Raw genomic sequence first — 13,887 nt, forward strand, 5'->3', positions numbered from 1 at the left:
TGAAATGTCGGCTGATAAATCAGATGTATCTGACCCATTTGGTCATAGTCTTTTTCACTCGAATGGTCGCAAAAATCTTCAACAGGTCGCTTTTTACCGCTAGTCTGCGGGCATCTGCTACGCCGACAACCCTACATCAATAAGAGTTGGCCATGACTGAGCTGTCCCCCCTTCAACGGTCTGCCAGCGCGGTGATTCCTGCGTTGGAAGGGCGTTTCTATCGACCCCCTCTGCCCGACGGATACGTGCAGCGGCCGCGTCTTTGCGAGCGCTTGAGTGCCGGGTTGAAGGGAAGACTGTTGCTGGTCAGTGCGCCGGCCGGGTTCGGCAAGAGCTCGCTGGCGGTGGAGTTCTGCCAGGGTTTGCCGGACAACTGGCAGAGCCTATGGCTGGGGTTGAGTCGCCGAGACAGTGATCCCGGGCGCTTCCTCGAACGCTTGCTGGCCGGTTTGCAGCAGTACTATCCCCAATTGGGCCGGCAGTCTCTCGGTCTGTTGAAAATGCGCCAGCGCCATCAGCCTTTCGCCTTTGAAGAGTGGCTGGATGGCTTGCTGGACGAACTGGCGATTCACCTGTCCAGCAACACGCCGCTGTTGCTGGTCCTGGACGACTATCACCTGGCCCAGGGGCCGGTGCTCGATCGTTGCCTGCAGTTTTTTCTCAATCACCTGCCCGATGGTCTGCTGGTATTGGTCACCAGTCGTCAGCGTCCGGATTGGCATCTGGCGCGGCTGCGGCTCTCACGACAGTTGCTGGAGCTGAATGAGCAGGATCTGCGCCTGACCCATGACGAATCCCTCAGCTTGTTGGACCGCCACAGCAGCTCCTTGCGCGGCGAGGCTCTGGAAAGCCTGATCCAGCGCAGCGAGGGCTGGGTTGCCGGATTGCGTTTCTGGCTACTGGCAGCGTCCGAGGCGGGTGCGCTGGGCACCTTGCCCCAGGGATTGCATGGAGGCGAAGGGCTGATCCGCGACTACCTGCTGGAAGAAGTCATCGACTGCCTGCCCGCCGAAGTCCAGGCTTTCCTCTATGACACGGCGCCCCAGGAGCGCTTTTGCGCCGAGCTCTGCGACGCCCTGCGCGAAGCCCATGACAGTGCCGAGATCCTGGGTTTTCTGCAGGCCCACCAAGTGTTCCTGGTGCCCCTGGACGAACACGGACACTGGTATCGCTATCACCATCTGTTTTCCGATCTGCTGCGCACCCGGCCCACGGCCAATACCCTGGTGCCGGCCGCCAGCCTGCACTTGCGGGCCTGTCGCTGGTTCAACGCTCAAGGGCTGCTGGACGAGGCCGTGGAGCAGGCGCTGCGCGCCGGACACCTGGATGTGGCGGCCAACCTGGTGCAGAACCTGTCGGAGGAGCAACTGCTGGCTGAGCAGAATGTCGGCATGCTGCTGCGCTGGAAGATGGACCTGCCTGACAGCCTGCTCATCAGCACACCAAGGCTGATCGTGCTCTACAGCTGGGCCCTGGGCCTGGCCTGCCAGCTGGATGCGGCAGAGGAGCTGGCGGATCACCTGAGTCGTTTCCTGCCGGCGCCTTCGGCCACTGCGCAGAAGTCGATGCTGGCGCAATGGCTGGCGTTGAGCGGGATCATCGCTCGCGGGCGCGGGCAACGGGAGCTGACCCTGGCCTACTGCAGCGAAGCCCTGGAAAGCCTGCCGCACAAGCGCTACGGGCAACGCCTGATGTGCCTGTCGACCTTGTCCAACCTGGCGATTACCGACGCCGATCTGTGGCGCGCCCGCAGCCTCAATCGCGAGTCTCTGGAGCTGGCGCAGCGGGTCGGCAATCCGTTGTTCGAGGCCCTGGCCCACTATGATCGGGCGCGGGTTCTGCAGGCCCGGGGTGAAGTGCTACGGGCCCTGGAAGAGGTGCATCAGGGATTACGGCGCCTGCAGGGTCTGTCGGCTCAAAGACTGTACGCAGTGCGGGCCCGGCTGACCCTCTATGAGGGTTATCTGTTGACCTTGCGAGCCCAGCCCGAGGCCGGCCTGGTGCGTTTACAAGCCGGATTGGTGGAGGCCCGGGCCTGTCGCGATATCAGTGTGCTGATCGCTCATTGCGTGATCGCCAAGCAGGAGGGCCTGCGGGGCGAGTTTTCCCGGGCCTTTGCCGAGCTGGCCGAGGCCGAGCGCCTGATGCATATCTGGGACGTGCCACCGATCTACTACCTGGCGATGATCACCCTGGTGAAATGCGAACTTTGGCTGGCCCAGGGCCGCACCGACCTGGCCGAGGCCTGGCTGGCGAGGCTGGGCCAGACCTACACCGGGGAACAGGCAGCGGCGCCGCCGGAGTTCCATCCGCAGTTGCCCTTGCACATCGAATTGCAGCAGGCCCAGCTGGAAACCATCAAGGGCGACTCTGCCCGGGCCGAACAGCGCTTGAATCGATTGGTGGAACATGGCCAGCAAAGCGGTCGGCAGTTGTTGAGCGTTATGGCCCTGACCCAGAAAGCCCTGCTGTTACTGGCGTCCGGGCGCGGCCCAGAGGCACGACAGGACTTTGCCCGGGCCCTGGAAGCGGCGGTGGGGGGCGCGGTGCAACCTTTCGAGAGCTTGATCCGCAGTCACCCCTGCTGGATGCGCGAGCAACTGCAGCACTGCGTGTCGACCGCCTTGACCCAGGCCCTGTTGGAGCGCTTGCCTGCAGCCCTCCGTGAGCTTCCTGAGGTGGCGGCTCACAGTGAGTCGTTGAGTTCCCGGGAGCTGTCGGTGCTGCAATTGATTGCCCAGGGTTGTTCCAATCAGGAAATCAGCGAACGCTTGTTCATTTCGCTGCATACGGTGAAAACCCATGCCAGCCATATCAACAGCAAGCTGGGGGTGGAACGCCGTACACAGGCTGTGGCGCGGGCCCAGGAATTGGGGTTGCTGGGTTAGGCGCCACTCTGCTGGCGAGGCCTTCTGCTGGCCCATCGCTGTGGGCCGATTGGCAGCATCTGCGTCCTGACACTGCGCCGGGCCCGGGGTTATCGGGCCAGGTGCTGTTTGCAGTAATCGGCGAACAGGCGCGCCGGTTTGGTCAATTGGCCACGCTTGAGCCAGGCCGCCACCAGCCCGGAGCCGGTCACGTCCTCGACAATGTCCACGCACACCACCGGCTTGCCGTCGTAGGAGCACTGGGAGTGGGGGCGGGTTACCAGAATCGAAAAACCGAAGCCTTGGCCCACCATGCCCCGCACCATCTCGATGGAGGGCGAGCTGAAGGCGATCTGTGGCGTCAATCCCAGCTCCTCGAACAGGCTGACGAAGTAGGTCCGGCTCGGCTGCACATCCAGCAGGATCATCGGTTCCAGGCTCAGGTCCCGCAGTGAAACCTGGGCTTGCTGGGCGTAGCGGTGGTCGGCGGGAAGCAACGCGTAGGGCCTTTGCGGTGGCATCAGCGGCTCGGTTTCGATGGTGCCGTCCAGTTCGTGCTCGTACAGGATCACCAGGTCGAAGGCGCCGCCGGTCAAGCCCTGTACCAGTTCCTGCTGTTCGCCATCGCGGATACGGATCTCCACCCCGGGATACAGGGCACTGAAGCCGGCGATCAGTTGTGGCAGGTACAAAGGCGCGACGGTTTCAAAGCAGCCGATGTCGATCTGTCCGGCCACCACGTCGTTGTCCGCCAGGGCGTTCTGCTCGAACTCCTTGGCCATGCGCAGCAGCTCCTGGGCCTTGCGGTAGAAGCGTGCACCACTTGGTGTCAGGGATACGCCCAGGGCGTGATGGCGGATCAGCAACTGCACGCCGAAGCTGTCCTCCAGGCCTTTGATGGCGGTGGAGATCGACGGCTGGGCGATGTACAGCTTGCGTGACGCTTCAGCGACACTGCCGCATTCGACGGTGGTGATGAAGTACTTGAGTTGACGCAGATTGTAGGCGGCCACAGCGAACCTCATTCTTTGCCTGGGCACGGGGATGGGGCGTACTGACCCGGCGCTTGATTGCATCACGCCAATCGCATTTCGCTCCATGCAAGCAAGTTATGCACCGGCCAGCCCCAGGCATGATTTTTTGTCCCTCAACAATACCCATAAGCGCTGTTGGAAAGGGCGAGGTTTAGGCAGTATTTTCATCGCTTGCGAAGACATATTTCCTCGCCTTCCGGGTCCTGGACCAGGAACACGAGGCTTATCCGTTGGCGTCGGGCGGGCTCTCTGGAGCCGGTAACGGCTCGGGGGATGGAGCAGCTTCGAAATTCAGGGTGACAGTAAAGTGCTGCTGCTCGTCGAGCACTTCGATATGCCAGCCCAGCCGTGCGCATAGCTGGCACATCAACTCCAGGCCCAGGCCATAGCCGAAGTCGCTGGAGGGCTCCAACTGCTTGGCTTCGCGGATGCGGTTGACGATACGCAACTGCGGGTGCTCGAAGCTGATCTCGACACTGCCTTCATCGGCGTATTGCAAGGCATTGCGCAGGAAGTTGCCCACCACGATGCGGCAGGCGGTCAGGGGCAGGCGGCAGGGTTCGCTACTGATGTCGAGGATCAGTTCGATATCCCGCGTGCCGATCAGGTAGCGGTGTTCCTCGATCAGTTCATTGACCAGGCCGCTCATGTCGATGGCTTCCTCCGGCAAGGGCTCAGGCAGTTCACGGCTCATCCACAGCAAGGTTTCCGCGATGCGCTGCATGTTCAGCACCGAGCGCTCGATGCGTTGCAGGGGCGGGGGCAGGACGCCGCCGGATTGCAGGGTCAGCAGTTCGATATTGGCCTTGAGCACCGCCAGCGGCGTGCGCAGTTCATGGCTGGTATAGCGCAGTAGGCGACCTTCGCGCAGGCTTGCGGCCTGAACTTGCTGCACGCTTTGGGCCAGGGCGTCGGCCAGCATATTGAACTCCTTGAAACTGAAATTCGGCCGTTGGCTGGACTCCGAATCCTTCAGGGTCGTGGACCACTGGGCCAGTCGCCCCAGTGGACGAACCAGCCACCAGACCAGCAGGGCAATGATGATCAGCGCCGGGATAAACACCGCGAGGCTGATGAAGATGACGCCTCGCAGCTCATGATCCAGGTAGGCATCGGACAGTGGCGTTTCGACTTCGCCGCCTTCTTCCTGGTCGTGGTCGACGTCGTACATGTACAGGGTCTTGCCGTCAGCCAGGGGCTGGGCCAGGATCGCCCGCCCTTCATCCTCATCATCGGACTCCAGGTCGCCAAACACCTGCACCGCACCGAAGGACAGGCTGGGTGGTGTGTCCAGCATCTGACGGATTTTCTCTGGCAGCGCCTCTTTGCCGATGACGCTGGTATAGAAGTAGTTGTGCGGCGGTGGGGTGTTCGGATCTTTCTTGTAATGCCTGGCGAAGTACTGGGCTTCCTCCTCCATCATCGCGCTGGCGGTATAGAGCAGGCCGCGGACACTGTATTCCGGCAGCAGCAGGCTGTAGATCAACAACACCACGGCGATCAATAGCAGGAAGCTGCCGCTGATCACCCATTTCAGACCCAAACCGTTACGCATGTGACCTCAGTTGGATACCAATACCGGGGAGGGTGTGGATCAGCGGCTGGCCGAAGGACTTGTCCACGGTCTTGCGCAGTCGGTGCATGTGCACTTTGAGGGTGTTGCTGTCCGGTGGCTCGTCGCCCCAGATTGTTGCCTCCAGGCGTTCCCGGGTCACCGGCTCCGGGCTGGCACGCATCAGACACTCCAGCAGGGTCCAGCAAATGGGCGACAGATGCAGCTCCTGGCCGGCGCGGCTGACCTTGCGGGTAGACAGCTCCATCACCAGGTCGGCCACTTGCAGGCGGCTCGCCTGGCCGCTGCGGCGCATGCTCAGGGCGCGAATACGGGCCACCAGTTCCGCCATTTCAAAGGGCTTGACCAGATAGTCGTCGGCCCCGGCAGCGAAGCTGGCGAGCTTGTCGGAAAGGGCATCCAGCGAGGTAAGCATCAGGATCGGTGTCTGGCTGCCTTGCAGGCGCAACTGTTGGCACAGCTGCTGGCCGTCCAGTCGCGGCAGCATGATGTCCAGCAGGATAACGTCGTAGTGCTGGCTTAGAGCCAGGTTAAGGCCGGTCTGACCGTTGCTGGCGTGGTCGCAGACGATGCCGCTGATTTCCAGATACTCGATGACAGTATTGGCCAGGTCGAGGTTGTCCTCGACCAGTAGCAGTTGAATATGCACGGAAACGTCCCCTTGGACCCTTGGCGCTCAATGGGCCGAAGGATAGCGGAGTCGGGCGGCTTTCTGCCGATGTTTACCCGGTGTTAACCCGGCCGTCTCTAAGCTGGGGCTCTTCTTAACTCCAGAGCGTGGCACCGCCATGAACCTGACTTCGGTGGTCAAAGGAATCCTGCTGGTTCTGATTCTTCTCGTCCTGATGGCCTGCGCCCTGCCTTCCCAGGCACCTTGGGGGCGCCTGGGAGGGGGCGGCCCCCTGAACTGGTTACTGATTGGCCACAGCGTTGAGCAGGCAGGATCCGATCATGTCATCAGTGCATGCTGATAAGGCCGGCGCCAGCTACACTGATCAGTTGGTGTTGTGTCTGGTGCTGATTCTCTGTGTATCGATTTCCCTGGGGGTCTACATCATGCGCTTCAATGCGCAGATCGACCGGCAGCGCGAACTGTCTCCGGTGCGCTTGCTCGAATGCGGCCAGGGGCGCGGGGCCTTCATTGTCGATCCCTATGGCCAGCGCAGTAGCAGTGACAACTGTTTCCTGGTGGATGAGGACGACTAGCTTCGGCTCTGCCCGGCACTCAGAATGATTCGCCGTCGAGTTCAAGCGCAAGAAACGTGGTTCTTGCGCTTGAATCTCGCTTTACAGTGTCGGTGTACTGAGAGGAAGGCCATGAACCACAGGGTTCCGGGTCCGATTCCACTGGCGGATTGAAGGAGACCTGAGATGTCCTGCGTATTCAAACTGATGGCGTCCCCCGTTGGCCAACTGACTCTGGTGGCCAGAGGGACGAAGCTGGCAGCGATTCTCTGGGAGCACGAACGGCAGAACCGGGTACGTCTCGGGCCTTTGCAGGAGGCGGTTGACCATCCTCTGCTGCTGGAAGCCGAGCGTCAGCTCCGGGAGTACTTTGCTGGCAGCCGTGAGCGCTTCGAGCTTGAGCTGGATTTCGCCGGTACCGAGTTTCAGTGCAAGGTCTGGCAGGCGTTGCTGACCATTCCTTTCGGTGAAACCCGCAGCTACAGCCAGATTGCCCGGCAGATCGGCAGTCCCAAGGCGGTGCGGGCAGTGGGCGCAGCCAATGGCCGTAACCCGATCTCGATTGTGGCTCCCTGTCACCGAGTGATCGGCGCTTCGGGGAGCCTGACCGGGTTTGCCGGGGGGCTTGAAGCCAAGCAGTTCCTGCTGGCGCTGGAAGGCGAGGAGACGCTGCAACTGGCGTTCTGAGTGAGTGCTGGCGGCGAGCTGTGCCAGAATGCGTCATCGTTTTTTTCTGGAACCCTTCCATGGACGCCGCCAAACCCAGTCTTATCCGTGAAACCTTCCCCGTCGGCCCGCTGCAGTGCAACTGCACCATCATTGGCGACCCGCTGACCAAGAAAGCCATAGTTGTCGATCCGGGAGGCAATCCCGATTTGATCATGGCCCGCCTCGATTCCCTGGGGTTGAAGGTGGTGAGCATCATTCATACCCATGCGCACCTGGATCATTTTCTCGCCTCCGGGCAGATGAAGGAAAAGACCGGCGCCACCTTGCATCTGCACAAGGACGACCAGTTCCTGTGGGACAACCTGGAGATGCAGTGCAGCATGTTTGGCGTGCCCTACACACCGGTCCCGTCCCCGGACCGCTGGCTGGACGACGATGAGGAACTGGCCTGTGGTTGCGGCGTGGCTCTGCATACTCCCGGGCATACCCCAGGTTCCATGAGCTTTTGGTTTTCTGAGGCTAAGCTTCTGATTGCTGGCGACACGCTGTTCAAGCGCGGGGTCGGGCGCACGGACTTGTGGGGCGGTGATCAGGCCACCCTGGTGCGTTCGATCAAGCAGCGTCTGTATACCCTCGATGAAGACGCCACAGTGATTGCCGGGCACGGCCCAGACACTCGATTGGGCGATGAGATGCGCCAGAACCCGTTTGTGAGAGCCTGACTTTTTGCCTGGTCGCTGACGGAATTTTTGCCGCTCTGTGTGTTCCAACGCCAGCAAAGGTCTGTTGCCAACGTCCGCTGCACCACAGAATGCAAAATGTAGGAGCTTTCCATGTTCACCTCGCGTCGTTTGATTATTGTCGCTACTGCTGTGGCCTTGTTGTCCGGCTGCGCTTCGCCTAACCCCTATGACAACCAGGGGCAGGCCGACGGCGGTTCGTCGGGCATGAGCAAAACTGCAAAATACGGTGGCCTGGGTGCCCTGGCTGGTGCATTGGCCGGTGCTGCCATTGACCACAACAACCGTGGCAAGGGCGCGTTGATCGGTGCCGCCGTAGTGGGTGCCTCCGCCGCCGGTTACGGTTACTACGCCGACCAGCAGGAGAAGAAACTGCGCGCCAGCATGGCCAATACCGGGGTTGAAGTGCAGCGTCAGGGTGATCAGATCAAGCTGATCATGCCGGGCAACATCACGTTCGCCACTGACTCGGCGAACATCGCCTCAAGCTTCTACCAACCGCTGAACAACCTGGCCAACTCCCTGCGCGAGTTCAACCAGAATCAGATCGAGATCGTCGGCTACACCGACAGCACCGGCAGCCGTCAGCACAACATGGACCTGTCCCAGCGTCGTGCCCAGAGCGTGGCGACCTACCTGACTTCCCAGGGTGTGAGCAGTGCCAACCTATCCGCTCGCGGTGCTGGTCCGGATAATCCGATCGCCAGCAACGCCGACGTCAACGGCCGAGCACAGAACCGTCGTGTAGAGGTCAACCTCAAGGCAATCCCGGGCCAGCAGTATCAGCAGCCTGGTCAGCAATACCAGCAGCCCTACCAGCAGCAAGGTCAGCAGTACTGATTGAGTCGACTGGAATCCCAGATATAAAAAAGCCCGCCCGATGCAAATCGGGCGGGCTTTTTAATGACTGAAGCGGATTACTTCTTCAAGCCGTATTGCTCGTCGAGCATGCCCGGAGCGTTTGGTGTCTTCGGTGCGTAGTCCCGTGGTGGCTCCTGATCCCTAGGTGGAGTCAGACGCTCCCGCGGAGCTTGTGCCGACTCCGAGTGCAGTGCGGCCAGCAGGCGTTGCCGGGTCAGCTCGTCCAGGGCCAGGCGATTGGCACCCTCGGCGAGATGGTCCTGCACTTCCTGATAGCTCTGGGTGAGCTTTTTCACCAGGGTGGCAGTGCTGTTGAAATGGGTGACCACTTCATTCTGATAATTGTCGAAACGTTCCTGAATATCGTCCAACTGACGCTGCGTGCGGTTAGGCGCGGCATTGGGCAGCAGGCGAGCAACCAGGAATCCAATGGCGACACCCGCGACCAGGGCAAGAGTCGGCAACAACCAAACTAAGAGCGAGTGTTCCACGAGTCCTTCCTCTATAAACGGCTTTGCTTTACGTTAACGGCTCGAACCTGCGCTGTATACCGCGATTCACTCGCAATAGATTGGCACAGACCATTTGCTAGACGAGTCGACCCCCTTCGAGGTCACGGAGTTCCTTCCTTGCTAATGCGTGAAACCCCTGTAGTGATTGCCGGCCCGGTGGGCCAACTGGAAGCCCTGTATCTGGAGGTGCCCGATCCTCGCGGCGTGGCACTGATTTGTCACCCCAACCCGGTGCAGGGCGGCACCATGCTCAACAAGGTGGTGTCCACCTTGCAGCGCACCGCACGGGATGCCGGTCTGATCACCTTGCGTTTCAACTATCGAGGTGTTGGTGCCAGTGAAGGCAGTCACGACATGGGCAGTGGCGAAGTCGATGACGCCCAGGCTGCCGCCCAATGGTTGCAGGCCAAGCATCCGGAGCTGCCCTTGACCCTGCTGGGGTTCTCCTTCGGCGGTTTTGTCGCCGCCAGCCTTGGCGGGCGCCTGGAGGCCCAGGGCGTGCAGCTCAAGCACCTGTTCATGGTGGCGGCGGCGGTGACCCGTCTGCGCGATACCGACCTGCTGCCGGAAAACTGCCCGCTGACCCTGATCCAGCCAGAAACCGATGAAGTCATTGACCCTCAAGCGGTCTATGACTGGTCCGACGCGCTTGTTCGCCCCCATGAGCTGCTGAAAGTGGCAGAATGCGGGCACTTTTTTCATGGCAAGCTCACTGATCTCAAGGATCTGGTGCTGCCGCGACTTTCGAATTGATAGCAGTCTGATAAGCGATTACCCATGACTACTCGTACGCGTATCCTCACCGGCATCACCACCACCGGCACCCCGCATCTGGGCAACTACGCCGGCGCGATTCGCCCGGCGATCCTCGCCAGCCGCGACAGCAATGCCGACTCCTTCTACTTCCTGGCCGACTATCACGCGTTGATCAAGTGCGATGACCCGTTGCGCATTCAGCGTTCGCGCCAGGAAATCGCGGCTACCTGGCTGGCAGGTGGTCTGGATGTGGAGCGTGTGACTTTCTACCGTCAGTCGGACATTCCGGAGATTCCGGAACTGACCTGGCTGCTGACCTGTGTCGCCGCCAAGGGTCTGCTCAATCGCGCCCATGCTTATAAGGCATCGGTGGACAAGAACCTCGAAACCGGTGAAGACCCGGATGCCGGCATCACCATGGGGCTCTATAGCTATCCGGTGCTGATGGCTGCGGACATCCTGATGTTCAACGCACACAAAGTGCCGGTGGGTCGTGATCAGATCCAGCACGTGGAAATGGCCCGGGACATCGGTCAGCGGTTCAACCATCTGTTTGGTCAGGGCAAGGAGTTCTTCACCATGCCCGAGGCATTGATCGAGGAAAGTGTTGCCACCCTGCCTGGCCTGGACGGTCGCAAGATGTCCAAGAGCTACGACAACACCATTCCGCTGTTCACCAGTGCCAAGGACATGAAGGATGCGATCTCGCGGATCGTCACCGATTCTAAGGCGCCGGGTGAGGCCAAGGACCCGGACAACTCCCATCTGTTCACTCTGTTCCAGGCGTTTTCTACCCCGTCGCAGACCGCCGAGTTCCGTACTGAGCTGTTGCAGGGGCTGGGCTGGGGCGAAGCCAAGAACCGTCTGTTCCAGTTGCTGGATGGCGAATTGGGTGAGGCCCGTGAGCGCTACCACCAGTTGATCGCCCGTCCCGGGGACCTGGAAGACATTCTGCGTGCCGGTGCCGCTAAAGCTCGTGCCGTGGCCACGCCGTTCCTTGCCGAGCTGCGTGAAGCCGTGGGCTTGCGTTCCTTTGCCAGCCAGGTGCAGGTTGCCGCCACGACCAAGAAAAAGACCGCCAAGGCCGCGCGCTTCATCAGCTTCCGTGAAGACGATGGTAGCTTCCGTTTCCGCTTGCTGTCCGCCGATGGTGAGCAGTTGCTGCTGTCGCGCAACTTCGCCGACGGTAAGGCCGCCGGTGCGGTGACCAAACTGCTGCAATCGGGGCAGGAGCTGGATCTGCGTAGCGAAGCCGGCAGTTTCAGCGTTTGGCTGGATGGCGCCTGCGTGGCTGACAGCCCAGCCTTCGCTGACACTGCCGCGCGTGACGCAGCCATAGATGCACTGCGGATTGCGCTGACCCCGGCGCAGGACTAATCGGAATCTTCCCGACCAAGGGCTGATTGCCATTCCCCAGGGCCGTCGCTAAAGTGACGGCCCGTTTTTGTTGCCTTGCTAACGAATTATGACGCCCCTAGAACGATACCAAGCAGATCTGAAACGCCCGGACTTCTTTCATGACGCGGCACAGGAAACCGCTGTGCGTCATCTGCAGCGCCTGTATGAGGATCTGATCGCGGCCGAGCAAAACAAGCCGGGACTGCTCGGCAAGCTCTTTGGCAAGAAGGATCAGACGCCGGTCAAGGGTCTGTACTTCTGGGGGGGCGTAGGGCGCGGAAAGACTTATCTGGTGGACACCTTCTTCGAAGCCTTGCCGTTCAAGGAAAAGGTTCGTACGCACTTTCACCGCTTTATGAAGCGCGTACACGAAGAAATGAAAACTCTGGGTGGCGAGAAGAATCCGCTGACCATCATTGCCAAGCGTTTCTCACAAGAGGCGCGGGTGATCTGTTTTGATGAGTTCTTCGTGTCTGACATTACCGACGCGATGATTCTTGGCACCTTGATGGAAGAGTTGTTCAAGAACGGTGTGACCCTGGTGGCGACTTCGAACATCGTTCCGGATGGTTTGTACAAGGACGGTCTGCAGCGTGCGCGCTTCTTGCCGGCCATCGCCCTGATCAAGCAGAACACGGAGATCGTCAACGTCGACAGTGGCGTCGACTACCGTCTGCGGCATCTGGAGCAGGCGGAGCTGTTTCACTATCCATTGGACGAAGCTGCCCATGAAAGCCTGCGCAAGAGCTTCCGTGCGCTGACGCCAGAGTGCACTCAGTCAGTGGAAAACGATGTGTTGATCATCGAGAACCGAGAAATTCGTGCGCTGCGCACCTGTGATGACGTGGCCTGGTTCGACTTCCGCGAACTGTGCGATGGCCCTCGTAGCCAGAACGACTACATCGAATTGGGCAAGATCTTCCATGCGGTACTGCTCAGCGGCGTGGAGCAGATGAGCGTCACCACGGACGATATCGCTCGGCGCTTCATCAACATGGTCGACGAGTTCTATGACCGTAACGTCAAGCTGATCATCTCCGCCGAGGTCGAACTCAAGGACCTCTATACCGGAGGGCGCCTGACGTTCGAGTTCCAGCGCACCCTCAGCCGGTTGCTGGAGATGCAGTCCCACGAGTTTCTGTCGCGGGCGCACAAGCCATAATCTCGAGCCAATGAAAAAGGGCCTGCATTGCAGGCCCTTTTTTTATGCCGCCTGTTGCTGGAACTGCTGGCGGTATTGATTGGGGGAGAGTTCGGTGTGCTGGCGGAACAGGCGGGCGAAGAAGCTGGCGTCGTCGTAGCCGACTTCATAGCTGATGGTCTTGATGCTCTTGCGGGTCCCTGAAAGCAGACCCTTGGCGGTTTCGATGCGTAGACGCTGCAGGTAGTGCAGGGGCTTGTCACCGGTAGCGGTTTGAAAGCGGCGCATGAAGTTGCGAATGCTCATGCCATGTTCGCGGGCCACGTCTTCGAAGCGGAACTTGTCTGCGAAGTGCTCTTCGAGCCAGTGCTGGATCTGCAGGATGATCACATCCTGGTGCAGCTTCTGGCCGCCGAAGCCGATGCGCCCGGGGGCGTAGCTGCGTTGCACTTCGTAGAGGATGTCCCGAGCTACTGCTTGGGCTACGTTGGCTCCGCAGAACCGCTCGATCAGGTAAATGTACAGGTCGCAGGCCGAGGTGGTGCCGCCGGCGCAGTAGAGGTTGTCAGCGTCCGTCAGGTGCTTGTCCTGATTGAGCTGGACCTTGGGGAAGCGTTCGTTGAAGGTGCTGAAGAAGCGCCAGTAGGTGGTGGCTTCCTTGCCGTCGAGCAATCCGGCTTCAGCCAACCAGAAAACCCCGGTGGCTTCACCGCAAAGCACCGCGCCGCGGGCGTGCTGGGTACGCAGCCAGGGCAGTATCTGTGGGTAACGCTGGCACAGGGTGTCGAAGTCATCCCAGAAGGCCGGGAGAATGATCACTTCGGCATCTTCCAGCGCACCATCCACCGGCATGATCACATTGCTGAAGCTGCAGACCGGCTGGCCGTCGGGGCTGACCAGGCGAGTTTCGAACGCCGGAGTCAGGCCTTGGCCCAGTTGTTTGCCGTAACGCAGGCTGGCCAGATGAAAAAAATCCTTGGCCTGCATGAGGGTGGAAGCGAAAACCCGGTCGATAGCCAGGATGCTGACGCGCCGCAAGGGCGTGGAGGTTTGGTTAGACATAATTCAATTGTTCTTATAGGGGAAAGTGGTCACCAGACGGCTGGATCGTCTTATTTTTTGTCGGATGTGTCCAGTGTCCCGTGCAGGTG

The 13,887-nt window shown here is 60.4% G+C and carries 13 protein-coding genes; 8 read left to right on the forward strand and 5 right to left on the reverse strand.

The genetic code is table 11. The features are described 5' to 3' along the window. Positions 1-152: 152 nt before the first annotated feature. A complete protein-coding gene (locus tag FW796_RS05630; protein ID WP_446439132.1) occupies positions 153-2,888 on the forward strand; it encodes a LuxR C-terminal-related transcriptional regulator in 2,736 nt (911 codons plus the stop codon). Positions 2,889-2,977: 89 nt separating this feature from the next. On the opposite strand, the gene FW796_RS05635 is transcribed toward FW796_RS05630, so the two are convergent. The 3 genes from FW796_RS05635 to FW796_RS05645 all read right to left on the reverse strand — a co-directional run bounded on the left by FW796_RS05635 (position 2,978) and on the right by FW796_RS05645 (position 6,123). Next, positions 2,978-3,880, reverse strand: coding sequence for a LysR family transcriptional regulator (locus tag FW796_RS05635; RefSeq protein WP_102860294.1), 903 nt, complete (start codon positions 3,878-3,880; stop codon positions 2,978-2,980). A 244-nt stretch (positions 3,881-4,124) separates the two neighbouring features. Next, the gene (locus FW796_RS05640; RefSeq protein ID WP_446439133.1) at positions 4,125-5,456 is read right to left on the reverse strand and encodes a sensor histidine kinase; all 1,332 of its coding nucleotides are present in this window, start codon (positions 5,454-5,456) and stop codon (positions 4,125-4,127) included. Next, the gene (locus FW796_RS05645) at positions 5,449-6,123 is read right to left on the reverse strand and encodes a response regulator transcription factor (protein ID WP_346633845.1); all 675 of its coding nucleotides are present in this window, start codon (positions 6,121-6,123) and stop codon (positions 5,449-5,451) included. Before FW796_RS05645 ends, FW796_RS05640 begins: the two co-directional genes overlap by 8 nt. 302 nt (positions 6,124-6,425) lie before the next feature. Here FW796_RS05645 and FW796_RS05650 point away from each other — a divergent pair, with 302 nt between their 5' ends. The 4 genes from FW796_RS05650 to FW796_RS05665 all read left to right on the forward strand — a co-directional run bounded on the left by FW796_RS05650 (position 6,426) and on the right by FW796_RS05665 (position 8,908). Continuing rightward, a complete protein-coding gene (locus tag FW796_RS05650; RefSeq protein WP_346633846.1) occupies positions 6,426-6,680 on the forward strand; it encodes a hypothetical protein in 255 nt (84 codons plus the stop codon). Between the two features lie 165 nt (positions 6,681-6,845). Continuing rightward, positions 6,846-7,346: a methylated-DNA--[protein]-cysteine S-methyltransferase gene (locus tag FW796_RS05655; protein WP_404937628.1), complete on the forward strand. Its 501-nt coding sequence runs from the start codon at positions 6,846-6,848 to the stop codon at positions 7,344-7,346. A 59-nt stretch (positions 7,347-7,405) separates the two neighbouring features. Beyond that, positions 7,406-8,050: an MBL fold metallo-hydrolase gene (locus FW796_RS05660; RefSeq protein WP_404937627.1), complete on the forward strand. Its 645-nt coding sequence runs from the start codon at positions 7,406-7,408 to the stop codon at positions 8,048-8,050. Positions 8,051-8,161: 111 nt separating this feature from the next. Then, entirely contained in the window at positions 8,162-8,908 is a 747-nt protein-coding gene (locus tag FW796_RS05665) for an OmpA family protein (protein WP_346633849.1), read from the forward strand. A gap of 77 nt (positions 8,909-8,985) precedes the next feature. On the opposite strand, the gene FW796_RS05670 is transcribed toward FW796_RS05665, so the two are convergent. Further along, positions 8,986-9,420, reverse strand: coding sequence for a YhcB family protein (locus FW796_RS05670; protein WP_123724784.1), 435 nt, complete (start codon positions 9,418-9,420; stop codon positions 8,986-8,988). Positions 9,421-9,564: 144 nt separating this feature from the next. Between FW796_RS05670 and FW796_RS05675 the strand changes: the two genes are divergently transcribed. The 3 genes from FW796_RS05675 (at position 9,565) to zapE (ending at position 12,757) form a co-directional block, all read left to right on the forward strand. Further along, on the forward strand, positions 9,565-10,194 hold the full coding sequence (locus FW796_RS05675; protein WP_346633850.1) for an alpha/beta hydrolase: 630 nt from the start codon (positions 9,565-9,567) through the stop codon (positions 10,192-10,194). A 24-nt stretch (positions 10,195-10,218) separates the two neighbouring features. Continuing rightward, entirely contained in the window at positions 10,219-11,574 is a 1,356-nt protein-coding gene (locus FW796_RS05680) for a tryptophan--tRNA ligase (RefSeq protein ID WP_346633851.1), read from the forward strand. An 88-nt stretch (positions 11,575-11,662) separates the two neighbouring features. Beyond that, positions 11,663-12,757, forward strand: coding sequence for a cell division protein ZapE (zapE, locus tag FW796_RS05685; RefSeq protein WP_346633852.1), 1,095 nt, complete (start codon positions 11,663-11,665; stop codon positions 12,755-12,757). A gap of 42 nt (positions 12,758-12,799) precedes the next feature. Here zapE and FW796_RS05690 read toward each other — a convergent pair whose 3' ends face one another. After that, on the reverse strand, positions 12,800-13,699 hold the full coding sequence (locus FW796_RS05690; protein ID WP_346633990.1) for a GlxA family transcriptional regulator: 900 nt from the start codon (positions 13,697-13,699) through the stop codon (positions 12,800-12,802). Between the last annotated feature and the right edge of the window lie 188 nt (positions 13,700-13,887).

Source organism: Pseudomonas sp. 910_21, from assembly GCF_052850735.1.